The 23,982-nt window shown below is 39.3% G+C and carries 23 protein-coding genes; 19 read left to right on the forward strand and 4 right to left on the reverse strand.

Annotated features, from left to right (window positions below):
- The first annotated feature begins 34 nt into the window (after positions 1-34).
- From dinG to J8L70_RS00275, 6 genes are all read left to right on the forward strand, one after another.
- Positions 35-2,110 carry an ATP-dependent DNA helicase DinG gene (dinG, locus tag J8L70_RS00250; protein ID WP_211053470.1) on the forward strand — a complete coding sequence of 692 codons (2,076 nt, stop codon included), beginning with the start codon at positions 35-37 and terminating at the stop codon, positions 2,108-2,110.
- On the forward strand, positions 2,110-2,886 hold the full coding sequence (locus J8L70_RS00255) for a TSUP family transporter (RefSeq protein ID WP_211053471.1): 777 nt from the start codon (positions 2,110-2,112) through the stop codon (positions 2,884-2,886). The genes dinG and J8L70_RS00255 overlap by 1 nt, the downstream gene beginning before the upstream one ends.
- Position 2,887: 1 nt before the next feature.
- Positions 2,888-3,496: a primosomal replication protein gene (locus tag J8L70_RS00260; RefSeq protein ID WP_211053472.1), complete on the forward strand. Its 609-nt coding sequence runs from the start codon at positions 2,888-2,890 to the stop codon at positions 3,494-3,496.
- Between the two features lie 77 nt (positions 3,497-3,573).
- Positions 3,574-3,843 (forward strand): late competence development ComFB family protein, encoded by a 270-nt coding sequence (locus J8L70_RS00265; RefSeq protein WP_211053473.1) that lies wholly within the window; start codon positions 3,574-3,576, stop codon positions 3,841-3,843.
- On the forward strand, positions 3,840-3,989 hold the full coding sequence (locus J8L70_RS00270) for a YbaM family protein (RefSeq protein WP_211053474.1): 150 nt from the start codon (positions 3,840-3,842) through the stop codon (positions 3,987-3,989). Before J8L70_RS00265 ends, J8L70_RS00270 begins: the two co-directional genes overlap by 4 nt.
- Before the next feature lie 318 nt (positions 3,990-4,307).
- Positions 4,308-5,384, forward strand: coding sequence for a mechanosensitive ion channel family protein (locus J8L70_RS00275; RefSeq protein WP_211053475.1), 1,077 nt, complete (start codon positions 4,308-4,310; stop codon positions 5,382-5,384).
- Between the two features lie 47 nt (positions 5,385-5,431).
- Here J8L70_RS00275 and J8L70_RS00280 read toward each other — a convergent pair whose 3' ends face one another.
- The 4 genes from J8L70_RS00280 to J8L70_RS00295 form a co-directional block, all read right to left on the reverse strand.
- The gene (locus J8L70_RS00280) at positions 5,432-7,567 is read right to left on the reverse strand and encodes a TonB-dependent receptor (RefSeq protein WP_211053476.1); all 2,136 of its coding nucleotides are present in this window, start codon (positions 7,565-7,567) and stop codon (positions 5,432-5,434) included.
- A gap of 102 nt (positions 7,568-7,669) precedes the next feature.
- Positions 7,670-8,146, reverse strand: a complete 477-nt coding sequence (locus J8L70_RS00285; protein WP_211053477.1) for an FKBP-type peptidyl-prolyl cis-trans isomerase — start codon at positions 8,144-8,146, stop codon at positions 7,670-7,672.
- Positions 8,143-10,578, reverse strand: a complete 2,436-nt coding sequence (locus tag J8L70_RS00290; protein ID WP_211053478.1) for an ATP-binding protein — start codon at positions 10,576-10,578, stop codon at positions 8,143-8,145. The genes J8L70_RS00285 and J8L70_RS00290 overlap by 4 nt, the downstream gene beginning before the upstream one ends.
- A gap of 80 nt (positions 10,579-10,658) precedes the next feature.
- Complete coding sequence (locus J8L70_RS00295; RefSeq protein WP_211053479.1) at positions 10,659-11,117, reverse strand: hypothetical protein; 459 nt, start codon at positions 11,115-11,117, stop codon at positions 10,659-10,661.
- A 172-nt stretch (positions 11,118-11,289) separates the two neighbouring features.
- On the opposite strand from J8L70_RS00295, the gene leuS reads away from it, so the two are divergent.
- The 13 genes from leuS to lipA all read left to right on the forward strand — a co-directional run bounded on the left by leuS (position 11,290) and on the right by lipA (position 23,947).
- The gene (gene leuS / locus J8L70_RS00300) at positions 11,290-13,878 is read left to right on the forward strand and encodes a leucine--tRNA ligase (protein ID WP_211053480.1); all 2,589 of its coding nucleotides are present in this window, start codon (positions 11,290-11,292) and stop codon (positions 13,876-13,878) included.
- 1 nt (position 13,879) lies between these two features.
- Positions 13,880-14,371 (forward strand): LPS assembly lipoprotein LptE, encoded by a 492-nt coding sequence (lptE, locus tag J8L70_RS00305; RefSeq protein WP_211053481.1) that lies wholly within the window; start codon positions 13,880-13,882, stop codon positions 14,369-14,371.
- The gene (gene holA, locus J8L70_RS00310; RefSeq protein WP_211053482.1) at positions 14,371-15,408 is read left to right on the forward strand and encodes a DNA polymerase III subunit delta; all 1,038 of its coding nucleotides are present in this window, start codon (positions 14,371-14,373) and stop codon (positions 15,406-15,408) included. Before lptE ends, holA begins: the two co-directional genes overlap by 1 nt.
- Positions 15,409-15,423: 15 nt before the next feature.
- Entirely contained in the window at positions 15,424-16,059 is a 636-nt protein-coding gene (gene nadD, locus J8L70_RS00315) for a nicotinate-nucleotide adenylyltransferase (RefSeq protein ID WP_211053483.1), read from the forward strand.
- A 54-nt stretch (positions 16,060-16,113) separates the two neighbouring features.
- Positions 16,114-16,431: a ribosome silencing factor gene (gene rsfS, locus J8L70_RS00320; protein WP_211053484.1), complete on the forward strand. Its 318-nt coding sequence runs from the start codon at positions 16,114-16,116 to the stop codon at positions 16,429-16,431.
- 33 nt (positions 16,432-16,464) lie between these two features.
- On the forward strand, positions 16,465-16,935 hold the full coding sequence (gene rlmH / locus J8L70_RS00325; RefSeq protein WP_211053485.1) for a 23S rRNA (pseudouridine(1915)-N(3))-methyltransferase RlmH: 471 nt from the start codon (positions 16,465-16,467) through the stop codon (positions 16,933-16,935).
- 9 nt (positions 16,936-16,944) lie between these two features.
- Positions 16,945-18,825: a penicillin-binding protein 2 gene (gene mrdA, locus J8L70_RS00330; protein ID WP_211053486.1), complete on the forward strand. Its 1,881-nt coding sequence runs from the start codon at positions 16,945-16,947 to the stop codon at positions 18,823-18,825.
- A complete protein-coding gene (rodA, locus tag J8L70_RS00335) occupies positions 18,822-19,928 on the forward strand; it encodes a rod shape-determining protein RodA (RefSeq protein ID WP_211053487.1) in 1,107 nt (368 codons plus the stop codon). The genes mrdA and rodA overlap by 4 nt, the downstream gene beginning before the upstream one ends.
- Entirely contained in the window at positions 19,928-20,677 is a 750-nt protein-coding gene (locus J8L70_RS00340) for a septal ring lytic transglycosylase RlpA family protein (RefSeq protein WP_211053488.1), read from the forward strand. Before rodA ends, J8L70_RS00340 begins: the two co-directional genes overlap by 1 nt.
- Before the next feature lie 53 nt (positions 20,678-20,730).
- The gene (locus J8L70_RS00345) at positions 20,731-21,891 is read left to right on the forward strand and encodes a serine hydrolase (RefSeq protein WP_211053489.1); all 1,161 of its coding nucleotides are present in this window, start codon (positions 20,731-20,733) and stop codon (positions 21,889-21,891) included.
- A gap of 145 nt (positions 21,892-22,036) precedes the next feature.
- Positions 22,037-22,315: a DUF493 family protein YbeD gene (ybeD, locus tag J8L70_RS00350; protein WP_211053490.1), complete on the forward strand. Its 279-nt coding sequence runs from the start codon at positions 22,037-22,039 to the stop codon at positions 22,313-22,315.
- Positions 22,316-22,331: 16 nt separating this feature from the next.
- On the forward strand, positions 22,332-22,985 hold the full coding sequence (gene lipB, locus J8L70_RS00355; RefSeq protein ID WP_211053491.1) for a lipoyl(octanoyl) transferase LipB: 654 nt from the start codon (positions 22,332-22,334) through the stop codon (positions 22,983-22,985).
- Positions 22,982-23,947: a lipoyl synthase gene (lipA, locus tag J8L70_RS00360; RefSeq protein WP_211053492.1), complete on the forward strand. Its 966-nt coding sequence runs from the start codon at positions 22,982-22,984 to the stop codon at positions 23,945-23,947. Before lipB ends, lipA begins: the two co-directional genes overlap by 4 nt.
- The last annotated feature ends 35 nt before the right edge of the window (positions 23,948-23,982 follow it).

Consider the following 23,982-nt stretch of genomic DNA (forward strand, 5'->3'; position numbering starts at 1 on the left):
TGTAATTATATACATACTTTAGGTAAATCACGCCATGCTTTCTGACTCACTCAAAAAAACAATTAGACAAGTGCATCAGCACGTGGCCGATAATTTAAACGATTACCGCCCTCGCAGTTCACAAAACTATTTAGTAGCCGAAATAGCCAAAACCTTAGCGGGTGAGTACCACAAACAACAACGCATTTGTGTTATAGAGGCAGGAACGGGTACCGGTAAATCACTCGCTTATTGTTTAGGTGCTTTACCCTTAGCCTTAGCGCAAAAGAAAAAATTAGTCATTTCTACTGCCACGGTCGCTTTACAAGAACAATTAATAAACAAAGAACTCCCCTTTTTTAAGGCTCATTCCAAACTTGATTTTAAATTTGATTTAGTGAAAGGCCGACAACGCTACATATGTGCGCATAAACTGCATAATGCATTAAACAGCGATAGCCAAACCCAAATGGAATTTATGCCCACGCTTACTTCACCATTGAGTGATATGGAAACACAATGTTTAAAGCAGCTATATGATGCATACACAAATAAAAAGTGGGCCGGCGATCGTGATAGTTGGGCTGATACGATTCCAGATCGAGTGTGGGGGTTAATTGCCTGCGATAAACATGCATGCCAACGACAAATGAAAGCGCATCAAACGTGCCCATTTCAGCTAGCGCGTAATCAATTAATGCAAATGGATGTGTTAGTGATCAACCATTCTTTATTACTTGCTGATTTAGATTTAGGAGGCGGTAAAATTTTGCCAGAACCTGATAACACTATTTATGTTATTGATGAAGCACACCATCTTGCTCATATAACGCGTGACTTTTCATCTGCCGCAGCAACCATTAAAGGCACTATCGATTGGTTAGATAAGCTTACTAAATTTAGTGGTAAAATGGCCAAAGTTTTAGTTGGACAAAAAGGCATTGGGCAAAACTTTAAACTGTGCGATAGCATTAACGATGCGAATAAAAATTTAAAAGTAGTGCGCGACATTCTTGATAACGCTAATTTTGAATATTCAAAAGACGATACCTACCGTTTTGAACATGGTGAAATTCCTAAATCATTACACAGTAAAGCAAAAGATATTAGTGAAGATACTCAAGATGCTTTGCGCTGCTTAAATAAAATGCACGACACGCTCACCCAAGATGTTAGTGATGGCGACATAAAACCATACGTAGCAGACCCCGTATTAGCCGAAAGCGGACAATATATTAATCGCTTAGAGCAACTTAATAAACTATGGTATAGCTATGCAAACAAAGGCGAAGGCACACCCCATGCGCGTTGGATAAAGCGCCTTGAGTATAAAAATCATCATGATCACTTACTCAGCGATTGCCCTATTGAAGTGGGTTATTATTTAAAAGATAAATTATGGAATGAATGTGCCGGTGCTGTTTTATGTTCGGCCACATTAAGTGCTTTGGGCTCATTTGATCATTTCGCTTACGAAAGCGGATTAGCAAAAGAACCCGGTGTTAAGTTTATAAAAGTGCCCTCACCTTTTGATTACCCAAAACAAGCCACCTTGCGTTTACCTGCATCAACTATAGAGCCTACGCATAAAGAGTTTAGCGATCATATCGCCAGCTGTTTACCTGAGCATTTAAACACTCAAAAAGCTAATCTTGTGTTATTTGCCTCTTATTGGCAAATGGACCATGTTGCCAAACTGCTTAGAACAAAAGGTTTTAACTTATTAGTACAAGGTGAAATGTCACGGGAATCATTGCTTAAAAAACATCACAAAAATATTGATGAAAATAAAGGAAGTATTTTATTTGGTACTCAAAGTCTTTCGGAAGGTCTTGATTTGCCAGGAAAATATTTAGAAAATTTAATTATTACAAAAATCCCTTTTGCCGTACCAACATCCCCTATCGAAGAAGCGCAAGCTGAATTTGTGCAAAGTAAAGGCGGCAATCCGTTTTTATCGATTACTGTGCCCGATGCAGCAAAGAAATTAGTACAAAGCTGTGGTAGACTGCTGCGAAAAGAAAGCGACCATGGTCAAATCACCATTTTAGATAGACGCCTAGTAACAAAACGCTATGGCAAAGCCATGCTCGACACCTTACCACCTTTTAAAAGACAAATAGATTATTAATGTTTGAACTTGCGCTTGACCCTTCAACTTGGGCTATTTTATGTGCTGTTGCACTCGCCGCTGGCTTTATAGACGCTATTGCTGGAGGGGGCGGATTATTAACTGTTCCCGCTTTATTAACAGCTGGCTTACCGCCTCATTTAACCCTGGGGACAAATAAATTAGCAGCCAGCTTTGGCTCTTTTACCGCTAGCTTTACTTACTACAAAAAAAATCTTTTTAGTCCTAAGTTTTGGGCTAGTTCTATTATTGCAACAGCGATTGGTGCGATGATTGGTACCTTAATCGTTGATCATTTAAGTATCGGCTTTTTAAATAAATTATTACCCATCATTGTGATTATAGTCGCCTGTTACAGTTTGTTCGGTAGCTTAAGCACCACTGAAGATGACGCGCTTCCTGCTGTCACCCGTAGTATGAAAATAAAGCAATGGTTACAAGGGTTAAGTTTAGGCTTTTTTGACGGATTAGCAGGACCTGGTACGGGGACTTTTTGGACCGCATCAAACAGCTTATTTTATAAAATGAACTTGTTGCTTAATTGTGGCCTAGCGCGGTCAATGAATTTTGTATCTAATTTTATTTCCCTTATCACATTTGTTGCCCTGGGCCATGTCAATTTTTTTCTGGGCCTGACCATGGGAATGTTTATTATGCTAGGTGCATGGCTTGGCGCGCATTCAGCGATACGTTTTGGTAGTAAGTTTATACGCCCCGTATTTAATACGATGGTGATATTACTTGCATTAAAGTTAATCTACGAGGCTTACCTATAGCATGTCAACTCCAGCCTATAACAAACTACAGCAGCAAATAGACATACTTAAACAACAAGCCTTAAAGTTTGATGGTGCTAAATTATTATCTAAAAATCGTTATATGCAAGCTCAACCTAGTTTGTTTGACCGTTGTGTATTTAGTACAAAAAGCATGAACCTTGCCGATTATGTCATTGAAATAGAAGAAGAGTTAGCACGACTTCCTGATAGCAGTCATCGCCATGCTTATGCTTACGCACTTGAGCGAATAAGTAATCAAGTACACGCTGTTTTTAATGTAATAAAGTCAACTCCAATCTGGGAAAAAGAAAATAAAAGCCAGTATAAACCACGTGCTAAGCAAAAAGTATTTAAACAAGTGGTTAATAAAGCCATGCAGTCATCCCACGAGCTTTATGATGAACTAAAGCAAAACCACGAGTTTGAACGCCGACTTATACTCATGATAGAAGAGCGTAAATTACAAATAAAAACAGCATCTTCAGTTCAAGCGCAAAAAATTAATCAAGAAATATTAACCACTCATGCTCGCCTAGGCCGATGCCGAAAAGCCATTTCAGCCACTGAAGATAAAATACAACAATTAGAAAAACAGCAACTGCGTTAAATACAAAAAGCAGATATCGATTTATTTCGCAGGTTGGTATACACTCGAATTAACCTTACAACGATTTAGGTAAAATCATGCGATTACATGACGACATCCATAATTATTACGAAAAAATTGTCACCGATCACATTAGTAAATTAAAGTTAGACAGTGTTTATAACGATGATATTTTGGCCGATTTATGTTGTACGGTTTTAAATCAATTACCACCTCGGTATATTCGCTATGAGGTTGATATGGCTTTTTATCTTACGTTGGCTGAACGCAATAAAATGCAACAACAAGTCGAACAAGCTATTGATATTGCAATTAGAGAAATTTCAAAAAAGAAAGCTTTATCATGAATAACACCTTAGATAACGCCCCAGAGCATATAAAGTTAGCCGTCGACCTTATAATGTTATTAGAGGAAAATGAATTAGCGCCCGCCGATGTCCTTAAAGCCCTTGAAATTGTAAAGGCTGATTTTGAGAAAAAAACGGCAGCTTAAATTTAGCCTCATTATTTATACATGCCCGGTTTTAGCATTTAGCATTTAGCATTTAGCATCACTAAGTTAACGCCTTCATAAATATGATAACAATGTATTTAATCTGTCTCGTCATTTATAATGAGTCTTATTTTTGAGTATAATTTATAGGTTTTTAGCTACGGCTTTATATTTAAATAGCCAGTACTAATATAAAATTTACTTAATAAGAATATTAATCGTGTTACTAACAGCCTTTCGATTATTCAGCTTTAATATTTTTGTTTAGGTACATAACTTGCTGCATTGAACAATATATGATTTAGCAGTGAGTATTAAATGATCGAACATCCCGTTTTAGAGGCTGTTATGCAGCCTTGGTTCTTTATTCCATTAGCACTTACACTTTCAGCTATAAGCTTGTTTTTATTTAGGTTTATAATCTTACACTGGCTAAAAAAGTGGACTAACTCGACTCATTTTATTTTTGATAGTTTATTAGTTAGGTCCATCGCTGTCCCTTTAACATTATGCACTGTTATGGTGCTTTTCATTATTTTAGAGCAGTTATTACAGTTTGTAGAAGCCCCACATACTGAACTCATTCCTTTTCGCGGTGTGAAAATTATTTTGGCTGTGAGCTCTATTATTTATTTTATTGATCGTTTTCTATTTGGCGCAATTGGCTACTATGCTAGCAAATCAGCCGTTGTATCAAATTCACAAAGTATAGTCAGAGGAATTACGCGCGCAGGTGTACTTTCAATAGGTATTTTAGTGCTACTTAGCTCATTAGGTATTTCTATTACTCCTATACTCGCCTCCTTAGGGATCACTTCATTAGCGGTTGCATTGGCATTACAACCTACACTTGAGAACTTTTTTTCGGGAGTACAATTAGTTGTAGATAAGCCTATTCGAGTTGGAGATTTCATTGAACTCGAATCAGGCGAGCAAGGTTTTGTAGAAAAAATAGGATGGCGTTCAACATGGTTAAAAATGTTACCCAATAATATGATTATTATTCCTAATAGCCAGCTTTCTAAATCACGGATAATTAATTATTTCTATCCAAATAAAGAGCTCAGTGTCCCCGTTGAGGTTAATGTGCATTACAGCTCAGATTTAGAATTTGTAGAACAAGTTACCTTGGAAGTTGCACGAAAAATTTTAATTGAACATGAATGGGGAGTTGATGATTATAACACCTTTGTTATTTATCATACCTTTGATAACTCAAGCATTAACTTTACTGTGATGTTAAGAGCCAAAGAGTATTTTAATAGATTTTGGGTTAAATCCGCCTTTATAAAAGCACTACATAAGCGCTATAACGAAGAAGGTATTGTGATCCCGTTTCCTATTACCGCTATTAATACGACTCAAGAAACAGCACAATTTAATAACACTCAATAAAAAAGGGGCTTGATGCCCCTTTGTAAGTTATTAAGTTAATCAATGAGTTAAAATTGGTAACTTAGTTGCCCAACTATCTCACGCGGACTACCCGGGAAGTGACCATTGCGCTCACTAAAACCACTGACGGCATACTCTTTGTCAAATAAGTTATTAACGTTAACTCGCAGTAATATATCATCCCATTGAGTTGTCCAACTCATATCAAACACAGTAAAAGGTTTTACAATTTGCCCGTCTGAACTCACTTGCTCACTGACATAATTAACACCAAATGCAATGGATGAATCAATAGTATTAAAAGCAAAACGAGACCATAAACCCGCTTGATGTTTTGGTGCATTCGCAAAACGTGTTCCATCACCGAATGTATCTGAAATCGTATCTCCCATCACACCTTCGACTACCTTAGTATCGTTATAAGCGTAATTTGCAGTTAAGGTCCAATATTGAGTTAAATCCCCGACTAACGTTGATTCAAAACCTTGGCTTTGTACTTCCCCTATATTTAATAGGGCCGCAATTCCATCACCTTCTCCGGTATCATCAGGGTTGCTCATTACTACATTTTGCTTATTAATTTTATAAACAGCAAATGTGCTCATGATTTTGCCATCAAGCCACTGTTGCTTCATTCCTAATTCAGTTTGCTTTCCTGTTTCGGGCGCTAAATTACCTTCAGTCCCAACATCTTCTTGATCCTCTGAAGAGGTTGGGTTAAAGCTTTCTGAATAGTTAACATAAAATGAGGTATCACTGTACGGTTGATACGATAATGCCACGCGCGGTGTAATATCATTATCTGAATAACTAAAGCCTGTTTCTTTATTTAATTCTTTAAAATTGTCATAACGCAAGCCTGCAATCAGTGTCCACTGCTGTGCAATACTCACTACATCCTGTATGTACAAGCCAAAACGATCTGAATTAATACCATCACGGTTTAAGTCGGTTAAGTTATAAGTACTTGGATCTGTTTCGCCATAATTTAAATCAAAAATATTTAAATTGGCAACTCCATCTGCTTCATAACGAGCGCGTAAATAATCATATTCTGTATCTGTGGTATGAAAATCACCGCCAAACAAAATTTGATGCTCTACTTGCCCAAATCCTAAGCTGTAAACAAAATCAGTTGTTAAACTTACTTCTTCATTAGCGCGGTATTGATCACGATACTCTCGCTTTATTGTTTCATCTTCTATGTTTGCTTCACCATCGCCATTAACATCAACCCAGCTTTGCGACTCATGATATGCTTGATCTCGTTCGTTATTTAAGTAACGTAAGGTCGTATTAGAAGTTAAATTATCACTAAAGTTATGAGTTACATTGGCTTGTAAAACAATAGCCTCCATATCTTGATAATCAAACGATTCATTCGCGTTATAACTTGGAGACACAATAAAGTTACCCGCATCATCAACCGGTACTCCACGCAGTCTGTTACCACCTAAGTCTTGTTTAATATAATCAATACTGGTGGTTAAAGCTGTATCGTCGCTTAAATCAAATAATAACCCACCCGCTAGCTCAATATTTTTAGCATCTGCGTTATTACGAAAACTATCTTGTTTTTCATAAAAACCACCTAAACGGTAGGCCACTGTGTCGCTCAACCCACCGGTCATATCTATTGAAGCACCATGAGTATTATAATTACCCAAGGTTAATTTTAATTCGCGCTTTTCGTTATAACTCGGTTTTTTGGTTACATAATTAATCATGCCACCCGGCTCTCCACCGCCATATAAAGCTGAAGCAGGCCCTTTTAATACTTCTACTCGCGCTACATTAAATAGTTGAGGAACACCAAATCCTGAATAGGGGTCGCCTCTAACACCGTCGTAAAACACATTCTCGTCATCTCTAAAACCACGAAAAGTAACGCCCGAATAACTATATTCGCTCACACCGGCAATAGAGCGATATAGGTCGGTAATATCTCTCGCCGCTTGGTCAATAATAAGTTGTTCAGTTAATACTTGTGCTGATTGCGGTAGTGCAATCAATTCTAGGTTGGTTTTGGTGCCAATTGTACTGTCGGTTTCTAAATAAAACTCTTGAGCGCGCCCTGTCACTTCTATTTTTTCTATCGATTCTGATTGTTGAGCAACGACGTTATTTGAAATAGTAGACAACAGCGCTGTAATACACAGCGCTAGGTATGATGGTTTAAACATGAATAACCTGCAAATAAAACAAAGATTAGCAAAAGAAAATGATAACCCTTATCATTTGTATGTACAACATTATTTTTGCACGTTCAAAATGAATTTATTCACTTAAGATTCGATTTTAAGTAACTCGACATCAAATATTAGTAATGACGCCGCAGGAATGCTGCCCACTCGTTTTGTTCCATAAGCAAGTTGATGTGGGATATAAAACCGATACTTATCGCCTTCACTCATAATCTGTAACCCTTCAGTCCAGCCTTTAATTACTTGGTGCAAACCAAAGCTGATTGGCGTATTTCGCTCAACGGAGCTATCAAATACACTCCCATCAATTAAACTGCCATGATAATGCACATTTACGCTGCTTGTAGGTTTTGGAGTTTGAACATTTTCGCTTTTATGTATTATTTCATATTGTAAGCCAGATGCCGTTTCGATAATCTCTTCACGTTGCGCATTCGCTGCTAAATAATCCGCTTCAATTTGTGCATTTAGCACTGCTTGCTGCTTAGCTTTTTTACTATTTTTAAATATAAAAATACATAAAGCTAAAATAATTAAAGCTAAAATAATATTAATCATGAGTTGTCCTTTTCATCTTCCACTTCATCTTCATCTTCATCTTCATCAGCGGTATCACCATTAACAATATCTGCAATCTCTTTAAGTCTTGTTAAAGCAATCGAATTCACCGAATCATCAGGGTATTGATTATCGATTAACTCTCCCGCTTCGCACTGAGTTAATAAGCTTAAAGCTTGATCAACGGTCTCTACCGCGTAGATATTAAACATTCCACGTTCTACGGCATCTAATATTTCATCATCAAGTACCAAATTAACTTGATTAGATTTAGGGATAATAACGCCCTGCTTCGCAGTTAATCCTCGCATTTTGCATAATTTAAAAAAGCCTTCTATTTTTTCGTTTACACCACCAATGGCTTGTACATCACCATGTTGATTAATTGAGCCAGTTAACGCAATTGATTGGCTCAGCGGTATTTGTGTAATAGCCGAAATTAATGCACACAATTCTGCAAGCGATGCACTATCGCCATCGATATAACCATAGCTTTGCTCTATCGCAATGTTAGCACTGAGAGTAAGGCTAAATTGTTGCGCATATTTATTCCCTAAGTAACCTGTTAAAAGCATCACACCTTTCGAGTGAATCGCTTTACCAAGTTCAGCCTCGCGCTCAACATCTAAAACGCCATCAGCCCCAGCGTATACCGTGGCCGTGATACGTGCAGGTGTCCCAAATGAAGTGTCACCAATATGCAGTACGGTTAAGCCATTTACTTTACCAACAGCATAATCTTGGGTAGCAATTAAGGTATGCCCTTCTTTTATATCACTGAGCATATTTTCACTAATTTGCCCAGTGCGATATTGCTTACCGACAATTGCTTCATCGATATGATGCGCATCAATCAGCGTCACGTTATCTTGTTTTGCATAAAAACTAGCTTCAGCCACCAGCTCTAACACATCAGCAAAGCGAGCAGATAATTTGTTATGATGCTCTGCTTGTCGGTAACTAAATTTTAGTAACCGAGCCATCGCTGCACTGGTAGTTGTGCATTTCAGTGTGGATTGGCAATATTCATTAACCTTCGTAATAAACTGATACTGAAGTTTGTCACTGCTTGGTAAGTAATAATCAAAATCGGCAAGCACTCTAAATAATTCAGCAAATTCTTCATCGTATTCACCTATGGTGTAATACAAATCGCGAGACCCTAATAAGATTATTTTTACATCAAGTGGGATCAATTGTGGTTTAAGCGTAAAGCTACTGCCAACAGAGCTATCTTGGTATGGTAAATCATTTTTTATTTGATGCGTTTTAAGCGATAATTTTAAACCGTCCCACACTTGAGGGTTTGCCATCACTTTTTCAGCATCCATTATTAAATAACCCCCATTAGCGCGGTGCAATGCACCAGGCTGAATAGAGCGATAACTGGTTATCAGTGAACCTTGTGACGTCGAGTATTCTATTTTACCAAATATATTACCAAAGGTTGGGTTCGGTTCGTACACCACAGGGGCTGCTGCATCTTCTTTAAACTCAACTAATATGTTGGGTGCAAAAAAGTCGGTTAACATGCCTTTACGATCAAAGTCTTCCTTGTTTTCTTCGCTTTCATCTTCGTCATCTAGCCACTCTAAAACGGCATCAATAATTTCTTCACGAATATCTTTTAAATAACGCAGCACACCAATATGCGTTGCATATTTATGCTCTAAGTTTTTTAATAAAGGTTTAGTGGCTTGCTCTGCGGTGGCTTTTTTTAAATTACGCAGTTTTTCGGATGACTCGCGTTTCCATCGTGGTAATTCTATTAGTGCTTCTATAAGGGCATCTTCAAGCTTTTCTATTTTTTCAAAGAACTGCTCACGTAAGTCCTCTTCAAGCTCGGCAAATTCGCTATCGCTTAATTGTTTTCCATCTATGAGTGGAGCAAAACCTACCGCATTTTTTTCTTCAATTAATGCCACACTTTGTGCAAAAGCCGCTTCTTCAACGTCGGTGATTGCACTGTCGTAAGCATCATTAAACTCTCGGTCAATCGATTTCTTTTTGCGCTGATAAGCTGGATTATCAAAAGCGGCTGGGAAGGTATCAAGTACTTCATCTAAAAACGAGTCAATATCGTCACTCAGTTTTTTACTTTCACCTGCTTGCATAAATAGTGCAATTGGCTCACGGTGGTCTTCATAGTTATTTACATACAACCACTCGTTTGGTGTAGGGCGCTCTTTGGCATGCTGCATTAATTTATCTTTAACAAGCGTAAAACGCCCATGTGCAGCTTCGCCCATTACGTAAACATTATAACCTGGCAACTCCATACCTAACGAAAAATCGAGCGCACTTTGCGCTCGTTGTTGGCCAATAAAATTAAGAGGCTCTGGGTATGGGTTAGTCATACACGATGTTACGTGATTAATACAAACACTTGGCGCTAAGGCCGATACAGGTAGTGGCAACAATTTTTTCGTCATTCTAACTTCTTTGTTTACCAGTTCGATACTGGCTTGGGCGTATATTCAGCTTACCCCCTTTATTCGCTTAATAGCGTAAATTAAGGGTGCAAAGCCTTACGGCTAAAATAAATGCCATCACATTTTGGGCAAGAGCGTATCTGCGCAGTATGGAAAACATCGTAACTATGCGTGCAATTCTTACATACTAATGTGCCCATGGCTATCCATTCGCCTGTAAGATAATCACCATTATGTTTTAAATCTTCATTTATCGCATGCCACTCTAATTGAGTTTTATCCTCAATATGGGCTATTTCGTACCAAAACGTTTCTTTGAGCTCTTCCCAAGCTAATGAGTTGTAATGGCTTTGATGCGCGGTAAAATGCGCTAAATCTCGTTCTAAATAACTACGGTATAAATTAAGCTTTTCACTCCCTATATTTTTAAGCGCTTGCTCTGAATCAATAAACCTAGTTACAGCGCCTTTAACTTCGTGTTCATTTACATCTTTTAACCAATCCGTCAGTGTGTTTAACCATGTTTTATAATCAGTCATTATTCTTTCCTTAAAAAAATAGATAATTTAGGAACAAGGCTATAAAAGTATAGGTTAACCTCCACTGAAAGTAGAATTTTATAAAACCGCATTTTGACGCTGTGATTAGCGATTTATTTGGGGTATCCTATCGGCAATTTTTTATTAGTTTGCAATAAGTCTGGAACCATTGATGCAAGAGCAATATAACCCGCAAGATATAGAGTCGAAAATCCAAAGCTATTGGGAAGAAAACCAAGTATTTAAAGTAACTGAAGATGAGAGCAAAGAAAAATATTACTGTCTTTCTATGTTTCCTTATCCAAGTGGTCGACTCCACATGGGTCATGTGCGTAACTACACTATTGGTGATGTTGTTTCACGCTTTCAACGCCTTCAAGGTAAAAATGTAATGCAACCTATGGGTTGGGATGCATTTGGCTTGCCTGCTGAAAACGCGGCCATTAAAAATAAAACAGCGCCCGCAAAATGGACCTACGAAAATATTGATTACATGCGTAACCAACTTAAACAACTTGGTTTTGGTTACGACTGGGATCGTGAAATTGCCACCTGTCACCCAGAATACTACAAATGGGAACAATGGTTTTTCACCAAGCTTTATGAAAAAGGCTTAGTTTACAAAAAAATGTCTACTGTTAACTGGGATCCGGTTGACCAAACAGTACTCGCTAACGAACAAGTCATCGATGGCCGTGGTTGGCGCTCAGGCGCTGTGGTTGAACAAAAAGAAATTCCACAGTGGTTCATCAAGATTACTGATTACGCGCAAGAGCTGCTTGATGACTTAGACAAGTTAGAAGATTGGCCTGAGCAAGTAAAAACCATGCAACGTAATTGGATTGGCCGCTCTGAAGGTTTAGACATTGAATTTACTCGCACCGATAATGACGAGAAATTTAGTGTATATACCACTCGCCCAGATACATTTATGGGTGTGACGTACCTTGCTGTTGCAGCAGGACATCCTATTGCCCAAGAAGCGGCAAAAAACAGCGATGCAATCGCGATGTTTGTTGAAGAGTGCAAAAATACCAAAGTCGCCGAAGCAGATATGGCTACGATGGAGAAAAAAGGCATTGCAACAGGGTTGTATGCTACCCATCCATTAACTGGCGAACAAATTCCTATTTGGGTTGCTAACTTTGTATTAATGCATTACGGCTCTGGCGCGGTAATGGCAGTGCCTGCACACGATCAACGTGATTTTGAGTTTGCAACAGCCTACGGCCTTAACATAAAGCAAGTTATCGCTCCTCAAGCCGATTGCGAAACAGCGCTTAATTTAGACAATGAAGCGTTTACTGAAAAAGGCTTATTAGTTAATTCTGGCGACTTTGACGGACTTGATTTTAAAGCTGCCTTTAATGCTATTGCCGATAAACTAGAAGCATTAGGTATTGGTGAGCGTAAAGTAAATTTCCGTCTTCGTGATTGGGGTGTAAGCCGTCAACGTTATTGGGGTTCTCCAATTCCAATGTTAAGTGACGAAAATGGTAACGAAATAGCAGCATCACAAGAGATGCTTCCAGTGCGCTTGCCTGAAGATGTGGTTATGAATGGGGTTACCTCACCGATTAAAGCGGATCCAAAGTGGGCACAAACGACGGTAGAGGGTGTACCTGCAACGCACGAAACAGATACATTTGATACCTTTATGGAATCATCTTGGTACTACGCCCGCTACTGTAGCCCGCGCCATGATGAGGCAATGTTAGACCCTAAAGCAGCTAACTATTGGCTACCTGTAAACCAATATATTGGTGGTATTGAACACGCTATTTTACACTTACTATACTCGCGTTTCTTCCACAAATTATTACGCGATTTTGGTTTAGTTGAATCTGATGAACCCTTTGACCGTCTCCTTTGTCAAGGTATGGTATTGGCAGAAACGTTTTATCGTAAAGATGAAAAAGGCGGAGACATTTGGATTTCACCAAGCGATGTTAAAACTGAAACCGACGAAAAAGGCCGCGTCACTAAAGCATGGCATATTGAAGATGGTGAACCCGTATTCTCATCTGGCATGAGTAAAATGTCTAAATCGAAAAACAACGGTATTGACCCACAGCAAGTTATTGCTCAATACGGCGCGGATACTGTACGTTTATTTATGATGTTCACCGCTCCACCAGAGCAAACTCTTGAGTGGTCAGATTCTGGCGTTGAAGGTGCACATCGTTTCTTAAAGCGTGTATGGAAATATGCTGTAGACGTTAAAAACGCAGGATTTAAAGCTTTAGATAAATCGGCCCTTAGTAACAATCAAAAAGTATTGCGTCGTGAGTTACACAAAGCCATTGCAAAAGTAACTGATGATGTTTCACGCCGTCAAACCTTTAATACCGCTATCGCAGCAATCATGGAGCTTTCGAATAAATTAATTAAAGCGCCATTAAACGATGAACAAGATATCGCGATTGCTAACGAAGCATTAGAAGCGCTTATTATTATGCTTGCACCTATCACGCCGCATTTATCGCACCAGTTATGGCAAGATTTAGCCAAGCAAGGTGATGTAATTGATGCAGTATGGCCTTTAGTTGATGAGTCAGCATTAGTAGAAGACGAAAAGCTAATCATTGTACAAGTAAATGGTAAGTTGCGTGCAAAGTTAACGGTCGCTGCTGATGCAACTAAAGAGCAAGTAGAAGCTCTGGCTTATGCTGAGCCTACAGTCGCTAAATTTACCGACGGCGTTACTATTCGAAAAGTAATTTATGTCCCTGGTAAATTACTTAACGTGGTAGCTAACTAATATGGCGACTCTAAACGCCATTAAACACACATTAGCGCTTGCGCTAATGTGTGTTTTATTAACTGCATGTGGGTTTCACCTAAAAAAAGCATCAAGCTTGCCCGAAGATTTAATGCATTTAACGTTAAAAGGTGATGACGAAAGATCGGTATTATTCGAAAATCTTAAAAAAGAGTTACTCGCTAGCAACGTTGAGCTAAAAGAGCCCAGTAAACAGGTTTCTCAGCTTTACTTATATAACGAGCAGCTAGAGCGTCAAACCTTGTCTTTATTTCAAAATGGGCAAGTAGCCGAGTACGAGCTAGCTTATAGTGTATCTTATGTTGTTAAGCGCCCCGGAAGTGACCCTGTTCGTAAAAGTTTTGAACTATACCGAAATTATCAAGATGACCCTGATCATGCACTTGCAAAAGCAAAAGAGTTAGAGTTATTACTTGGTGAGATCCGTAAACAAGCAAGCCGAAAAATTGTCAGAGAGCTGTCTCAACTCTAATGCGCTGTTATGCTAATCAATTACCTAACGAACTAAATAAAACGCTAAAACCTTTTTATTTAGTCTTTGGCGAAGAGCCATTTCAAGAAGCCCAGTGTGTAACACAAATAAAACAGGCCGCTAAGGCGCAAGGCTTCGACGAAGTTATTAAATTTACTTTAATGCAAAGCTTTGACTGGCATGAAATCATTGCACAATATCAAAGCATGTCCTTATTTAGTGCCCGCACAATAATAGAACTTGATTTAAACCAGCAAAAGCCCGGTACTATTGGTAGTAATACATTTAAAAAATTAGTCGATTTAATTAACCCTGACACTTTATTAATCGTTAAAGGCGCCAAAGCAGGACAAGATGTGCAGCGCAGTGCTTGGTTTAAAGCACTTGATAAACACGGCCTATTCATCCCATGCTACCCATTAAATGGCAATCATTTAAGCCGCTGGTTAGATGAACAATGCAAACGATTATCGCTAAACATGCTACCTGATGCCAAACGTTGTTTAATTAATGCAACCGAGGGTAATTTACTCGCCTGTTTTCAAGAACTCGAAAAGCTGTCGTTACTTCATGGTGACTCTACCATTAGTGAGTCAATAGTATTACAAGGGTTATTAAACCAAGCTAAATTTGATATTTTTGATTTATCTGCAGCACTTCTCAATGGACAATCTCAGCAAGGCATAAAAATACTGACCAAGCTTGCAAACGACAACACCGAAGTGGCCACTATTTTATGGGCCATTAATAAAGATCTCACAACCTTAAAGAGTATTTCGCAAGGTTTGTTGCGTAATCAGCCTTTAGCGTCATTATTTAAACAAAAAGGGGTATGGAAAAACCAACAAGCCAGTGTGCAGTCAGCCATAAACAGGCTTAAAATCGAAAATATTGAGCAAATAAGTAACGATTTAGCATTATTTGATAGCCAATATAAACAAGGATTATTAGTCGCACCTTATCAGGCTCTGGCTCATATATGTATTAAGTTTTGCCAACCCGTTTCAATTCCTCTGCCGCATCACAACGATAATTAACCGATAGAAATGAGTATGATTGCAATTTTTGGTGGTACTTTTAACCCCGTCCATTTAGGCCATTTAAATATGGCCAAGCGATGTGTCGCTAAATTTAATTTATCAACATTGTATTTTATGCCCTGTGCAATCCCTGCACACAAAGCGGCGCCGGGCATCAGTAACACACATCGTATTGAAATGCTCCGACAAGCAACAGCCTCTTACCCTTATTTTAAATTAGATTTGCGCGAATTACAGCGCAGTGGGCCATCATACAGCTTACTTAGTTTACAAGAGTTGAGAGCTGAGCACCCTACTATGCCCATTTTATTTCTCATTGGTATGGACTCATTTACTAGCTTAGCTAATTGGTATGAATGGCAACAGGTTACTTCGTTATGTCATATTGTGGTTTATCAACGCCCTGGGCAGCCCTGTGAGGTTTCAGATGAACTTGCTGAGTACTTTAATAAAGCACAAACGAATGATATTGCTTCACTGCAAAAGACATTAGCTGGCAAATTATACTTTTTATCGGGTGAGCAACATCCAGCGGCATCAAGCCTAATTCGTAGTGAATTAAAAAAAGGGGATAATCGTAGTGAACTTCTTTGCCCATCGGTTAGTCAGTACATAGCACAGCATAAGCTGTATCAAAGTGATGATTAAAACCTGAGTGCGTGTTAAAATGCGCGTTCTTAACTTTTTAAACGAGACACGACCTTGGATACAAAACAATTACTTGCTTTTGCGCTAGATAAAATCGACGATATGAAAGCACGTGACGTTATCGAACTTGACGTTAGAAATACCTCAGATGTAACTGATTACATGCTAGTTTGTTCGGGCAATTCAAAGCGCCATGTACAATCAATTGCCGATAACCTAGCAAAAGAAGCACGTCATGCTGGTGAAGAACCTTTAGGTTACGAAGGACAAAACGAAGGCGAATGGGTATTAGTTGATTTAGGCGATGTAATTGTACACGTAATGCAAGACTCAGCTCGCAGTTACTACGACTTAGAAAAACTTTGGGGCTAATAGCGCCATCACTATAACGTTTGGAAGTATTACGTGAAAATTCAAATGATTGCTGTTGGTACGAAAATGCCAGCATGGGTAGAAACAGGTTTTGCTGAATATCAACGTCGTTTTCCTCGAGATATGACGCTTGAATTAATCGAAATACCCGCAGGAAAGCGGGGGAAAAATGCAGATATAAAACGCATTTTACAACTCGAAGGCGAAAAAACGCTCGCAGCTATCCCCAAAAGCAACCGAATAGTGACCTTAGAAGTAACAGGTAAACCACTTGATACTCACCAACTTGCTAAAAGTATGCAAAAATGGCAACTTGATGGTCGCGACGTAAGTTTGTTAATTGGCGGTCCAGAAGGGTTAGCACCTGAATGCATCGCTGCTTCTGAACAAAAATGGTCATTATCAAATTTAACCTTACCGCATCCTTTGGTACGTATTATTGTAGCCGAAAGCCTTTATCGAGGCTGGAGCTTAAATAATAATCATCCTTATCATCGCGAGTAACGTTAGTTTATGCTAAAACAAAGACCCACTATTCGTGACCATTCAGCAGAGGCAAATTTATTTGCCCGCCGTGCGTTTGTGGGCTTTGTTTTTGTATTAATTTTAGTTGCATTATTACTTTCAAATTTGTATTCGATACAAGTTGAACATCATCAAGATTATCAAACCCGCTCAAACGACAACCGTATAAAAGTCATTCCTATTGCGCCTAATCGCGGGCTTATATATGATAGAAATGGCGTTTTACTGGCCGAAAACAAACCTGTTTACAACCTTGAAGTAACCCCTGAAGATGTAACCGATTTAACGTCATCACTTAATCAAGTAAGTAAACTCATTGGCATTAGTGAACAACAAAAAGCCGATTTTTTAGATAGTATTAAACATACTCGACGTTTTAAAAGCCAAGTATTAAAAGGGCGATTAAACGAGCAAGAAGTCGCTATTTTTTCAGTGAACCAACATAAGTTCCCGGGCTTTAGTATCGAAGCCAGACTTGCGCGTTTTTACCCTTATGGCGACACCCTCACCCATGCCTTAGGTTACGTTGCAAAATTAAATAAAAAAGAGCTCACCAAACTAAAACAACAAGACTTAGCCACCAATTATCGCGCGACTCATGATATAGGTAAACTTGGCATTGAAAAATACTATGAGCAAATGCTACATGGCCAAGTAGGCTCACAAAGTGTTGAGGTAAATAACCGCGGACGTATTATTCGTACTCTTAGCTCAACTCCTCCCGTGCCAGGCAGTGACTTAGTGTTAACCTTAGATATTGGATTACAACAAATTGCTCAGCATGTATTAAAGGATATGCGTGGTGCGATTGTTGTAATGGATGCTAAAGATGGTGGGATATTAGCGCTGTATTCAAACCCAAGCTACGACCCTAATTTATTTGTACATGGCATTAGTTCTAAAAATTATAAAGCCTTGTTAAATCCAGACCGACCGCTTATTAATCGTACGACACAAGGACGATATGCGCCGGCCTCCACCGTTAAACCGTTAATGGCGATTCTCGCGCTTGAAGAAGAAATAGTAACCGAAGCAACAACTATGTGGGATCCTGGCTTTTTCCAAATACAAAATGTTGAACATAAATGGCGTGACTGGAAACGCTGGGGGCATGGTCATGTGGATGTCTATAAAGCAATTGAAGAATCGTGTGACACTTACTTTTACGATGCCGCATACCGTTTAGGTATTACAAAAATTAGTAATTTTATGAATCGCTTTGGCTACGGTGATTTATCGGGTATTGATATACACGAAGAAACGACAGCTATTTTACCTTCAAAAGAATGGAAAGAAAATCGCTTTAAGGAATCGTGGTGGCGTGGTGACACGATTTCTGTGGGTATTGGCCAAGGTTATTGGACTGCAACACCAATACAAATTGCGAATGCAACGAATATATTAGTCAATAAAGGGATTAATCATCCACCTCACTTAGTCCAAGTAGCCAAAAAAGAAGATGCAGTAGAGCAAATAAATAACGACGAAAAGCCGCCCGTTGTCCTCAAAAACCCTGATAATTGGCGCATTGCGCTCGATGCGATGCATAATACCGTTAAAAAAGTAACAGGGACTGCCCATAAAGCCTTTAAAGGCGCAAATTACGATCCTGCAGGAAAGACAGGGACGGCGCAAGTGGTCAGTATTGCTCAAGGTGAGCGCTATGATGCACAGTCACTAAAAGAACGCCAACGCGATAATGCGATTTATATTGGCTTTGCTCCATTTAACGATCCGCAAATTGTTGTTTCGATTGTAGTAGAAAACACTGGGGGCGGAAGCAGTGTTGGTGCCCCCATTGCTCGCCAGTTAATGGACTATTATTTTGCTGCAAATCCTTTACCTATTGCAAAGAATGACTCCCTATGAATATGCTCCACGATAAGCGTAGTATTTGGATGCGCATGCATTTAGATCTCCCCTTGTTAATTGCCTTGTTGCTCATGATGGCTGGCAGTATTGCTGTTGTATACAGTGCCAGTGGTCAAGAAAATGCGATGATGATGCGTCACTTAACACGTATGGGCAGTGCATTTATAGCCATGGTATTTTTAGCGCAAATTTCACCAGCGACCCTTAAACGGCTTGTTATTCCCATGTACTGTGTCGGTTTATTAATGTTAGTTGGCGTATTGTTATTTGGTGTCAGCTCAAAAGGGGCTCAGCGCTGGTTAAATCTAGGTATTACGCGATTTCAGCCCTCAGAATTAATGAAGCTGGCTGTACCGATGATGATTGCTTGGTATATAGGTCGGCAAAATCTACCACCAAGGCCATTACATTTAATTATTGGCTTTGCCATTGTGATGCTCCCTACTCTATTAATTAAAGAGCAACCCGATTTAGGTACATCTATACTAATTGCAAGCTCAGGCATATTTGTCTTGTTTTTATCTGGTTTAAGCTGGCGCCTGATTGGTTTTTTAAGCACCATCGTCGCCATGGCAGCGTGGCCATTTTGGCATTATGGGATGCACGATTATCAAAAACAACGTGTACTCACTTTTTTAGATCCTGAAAGTGATCCACTGGGCTCGGGTTATCATATTATTCAATCTAAAATAGCGATTGGCTCGGGAGGTATCGAAGGAAAAGGTTGGCTGCAAGGGACCCAATCTCAACTCGAATTTTTACCCGAGCGACACACTGACTTTATATTTTCTGTACTCAGTGAAGAGTTTGGCTTATTCGGCGTGTGTGTGTTATTGAGTTTGTACTTATTTATTATAGGCCGAGGCTTGTACATCGCAGTCAACGCACAAGATGCGTTTGGCAAGCTATTAGCAGGTGCACTTACTTTGACATTCTTTGTTTACATATTTGTAAATATTGGCATGGTATCAGGACTCTTACCCGTCGTGGGTGTACCGTTACCTTTAATTAGTTATGGCGGTACCTCTATGGTGACATTAATGGCAGGGTTTGGCATTATAATGAGCATAGCGACAGACAAAAGGATGCTATTAAAATAATGCGCTTTATCTATATTTTCACCATGTTATTGCTGCTAAATGCATGTAGTAGTGGCAGTACAAGCCGTTATAGTATGGAACATGACGCGGCACCTGTTCGTGCTCCCACTGCACTTGAGATGCAAGATGCCAAAGTCGTGCCCGTTATAAAAAGTGCCAGCGCAGGTCGTCCATATACAGTATTAGGTAAAAGCTACACCCCTATGCTTGATGAAACAGGGTACAGCGAATATGGTATCGCTTCTTGGTATGGTCGAAAGTTTCATGGCCATAATACGTCAAATGGTGAAGTTTATGATATGTTTGCCATGACCGCAGCACATAAAACACTCCCTTTGCCTAGCTTTTTAAGAGTAACCAATACCGCAAACGGAAAGTCGGTGATTGTACGCGTAAATGATCGAGGCCCCTTTCATCAAGACAGACTGATCGATTTATCGTATGCTGCTGCCTACAAGTTAGGCTATTATAACCAAGGTACAGCGAAGGTTAAGTTAGAAGCGATTACCTTAAGTAATTCAGCTAAAAAAACCTATATTCAAGTAGCTGCTGGAAGCAAATTAACAAATATACAAGCATTGGCTGCCCAATTAAGGCAACAATATAAAATACCCACAAATATTATTCGCAAAAACAATTTATATAAATTGCACTTAGGGCCAATAAAAAATGCTCAACATGCACAAACAGTATTAAATAAATTAAAACAAAGCCAATATAAAAACGCGTTCTTGCTTTACACACAATAACGCCTTTAAAATAGGCTAACGCGTAATTTTCACTTTAACTATTAATGAGTATGATGAAATCAATAAAACATAAAATTATTCACCTCGTATCCGGCCTAGTCTGCTCTGTTGCCGTATTTTCTGCCTCTGCCCAAATTATGCCGGCCCCGCCGCAAATTAATGCAAAAGGTTATTTTTTAGTCGACTTTACAACCGGTAAAGTAATTGCCGAAGGTGAAGCAGATACTAAATTAGCACCCGCTAGTTTAACAAAAATGATGACCAGTTATGTAATTGGCACAGAAATTAAAGCGGGTAATATTGCCACCACCGATATGGTAACGATTAGTGAAAATGCATGGGCGAAAAACTTTCCTGATTCGTCAAAAATGTTCATCGAAGTGGGTAAACAAGTCAGTGTTGATGAATTAAATCACGGTATTATCATTCAATCAGGTAACGATGCGTGTGTTGCTATGGCAGAACATATTGCGGGTAGTGAAGGTGCCTTTGCCGATTTGATGAATGCTCATGCCGAAAAGTTAGGGTTAAGTAATAGCCATTTTATAAACAGTCACGGTTTAGATACTAATGAGCATTACACTACACCACGTGATATGGCTACACTTGCTGCTGCAATCATCCGTGATGTACCCGATGAATATGCGCTGTATAAAGAAAAATCTTACACTTACAATGGTATAAAACAGCCTAACCGTAACACGTTATTATGGGACAAAAGCTTAAATGTTGATGGTATGAAAACCGGACATACTTCAAAAGCAGGGTATAGTTTAGTGTCATCGGCAACCAAAGACGACATGCGTTTAATTGCCGTTGTAATGGGTACGTCAAGTGAGCGTGCACGAAAGGTTGAAAGTAAAAAGCTACTTAATTACGGGTTTCGCTTCTTTGAGACAATTACACCTTACAAAGCAGGCGATAGTTTTGCACAGCAACGTATTTGGATGGGCGACAAAGAAAACGTATCGCTGGGTATTTTAAATGATACGCCAATTACGATTCCTCGTGGCCAGCATAAAAACTTAAAAGCTAACTTTGAGCTAGATAATACCTTAGAAGCTCCCTTAGCAAAGGGAACGACTGTAGGTACTTTATTCTTACAACTTGAAGGCGAAGATATTGCTACTTACCCGCTAGTGACTTTAGAAGAAGTGGGCGAAGGTAGCTTTTTTAGTAAAATATACGATTACTTACTTTTACAAATACAGTGATTAAATAAATTAAAGTAAGCGCCTCTAACCTAGAGGCGTTTTTTTTTGCTTGAAAAATGCTAGAATGCGCCCCATATAGGCAAGATTAAGCTGTAACAACAGCTATCCGTAAAACGCTAACACATTTGTATAAGGAGTCACCATCGTGGTTCAACCTGTTAAAAATACTAAGTTTGATGAGTATTTAGAATACCCCTGCCCTTTCACCTTTAAAATTATGGGCTTAGCTAATGTAAATTTAACAGAGCAAGTGTTAGCTAAATTGCAGCCAATTGCACCGGGCGACTATGCTCCAAAAGTGAAACCAAGTAGCAAAGGTAATTATGAATCGGTCACCCTGGTTGCTACTGTCACTAGCGCGAAACACATTGAAGAAATTTACAACGTGATCAGTAATATTGATGACGTACGCCATATGCTATAACGCTTAGAGAGCTAATGTGATTGAAAACACTGTAATTATTCGCCAATTAGGAAGACAACGCTACTTACCTATTTGGCAAAAAATGCAAACGTTCACTGATACTCGTGATGAAAATTCAGCAGACGAAATTTGGTTAGTTGAACACGAGAGTGTATTCACTCAAGGGCAGGCAGGTAAAGAAGAGCACTTACTCGCACCGGGTGATATTGAAGTGATTAAAGTTGACCGTGGAGGGCAAGTAACCTACCACGGCCCAGGCCAGCAAATGATGTATGTGCTTTTTAATCTACGTCGCTTAAAAATTGGTGTGCGTGAATTAGTTACTTGGCTTGAAGAGTGTATTATTGACACATTACAAGAATACAACATCAATGCGTACGCTAAGGCAGATGCTCCAGGTGTGTATGTAAACGATAGCAAAATAGCCTCTTTGGGCTTGCGTGTTCGCCGAGGTTGCTCTTTCCATGGTTTAGCACTGAACGTAAATATGGATTTAAGTCCATTTTTACGCATTAACCCATGTGGCTATGCCGGTATGAACATGGTGCAAACAAAAGAATTAAACGGTCCACAAAACCTAGCTCAAGCGGGTCAAGGGCTGATAAAACACATGATAAAAAAGCTTAATGCAACAACGGTTAAGCATACTGAAGGGTTTGAAAACGAATGAATAAGCCAGTCAAAATGGAACCAGGAATAAAACTGCGTGATGCAGAGAAAATGGCCCTGATCCCAGTAAAAGTTTTACCAACAGAAAAAACTGAAATGTTGCGCAAGCCTGAATGGCTAAAAATACGCTTACCAAAATCAACTGAACGCATTGATGGTATAAAACAAGCTATGCGTAAACACGGGTTACACTCTGTGTGTGAAGAGGCATCATGCCCTAACCTTTCAGAGTGTTTCAATCATGGTACTGCCACGTTTATGATTTTAGGTGCTATTTGTACACGTCGTTGTCCATTTTGTGATGTTGCACATGGCCGTCCATTAAAGCCAGATGCAGCAGAGCCTGAAAAGCTCGCTTTAACCATTAAAGACATGAAGTTAAGTTACGTCGTGATTACTTCGGTTGACCGTGATGACCTACGTGATGGCGGTGCTCAACATTTTGCTGATTGTATTCGTGAAATTCGTAAACACAATCCAACCATTACCATCGAAATTTTAGTCCCTGACTTTCGTGGCCGTATGGACCGTGCACTAGAGATTTTAATAGAGACGCCACCTGATGTGTTCAACCACAATCTCGAGACAGCGCCACGCTTATACAAACTGGCCCGCCCAGGTGCAGATTACAAGTGGTCATTAGAATTACTTCGTCGTTTCAAAGAGGCGCACCCAGATGTTAAAACTAAGTCTGGCTTAATGGTCGGTTTAGGTGAAGAAATTAGCGAAATCGAGGAAGTACTCCGTGATTTACGTGCACATAACGTCGATATGCTTACAGTAGGCCAATACCTGCAACCTTCAAAGCATCATTTACCCGTTAAACGTTATGTTCCACCAGCAGAATTTGATGCACTTAAAGAATATGCTGATGAAATTGGCTTTACCCATGCCGCGTCTGGTCCATTTGTACGCTCAAGCTACCATGCCGATCAGCAAGCTGCAGGCAAAGAAGTAAAATAACCGCTGAGTAAAATGAATAACAAAGCCGTATGTAT

It is taken from the genome of Pseudoalteromonas sp. MMG010 (assembly GCF_018100905.1).
In the GTDB taxonomy this organism is placed as follows: domain Bacteria; phylum Pseudomonadota; class Gammaproteobacteria; order Enterobacterales; family Alteromonadaceae; genus Pseudoalteromonas.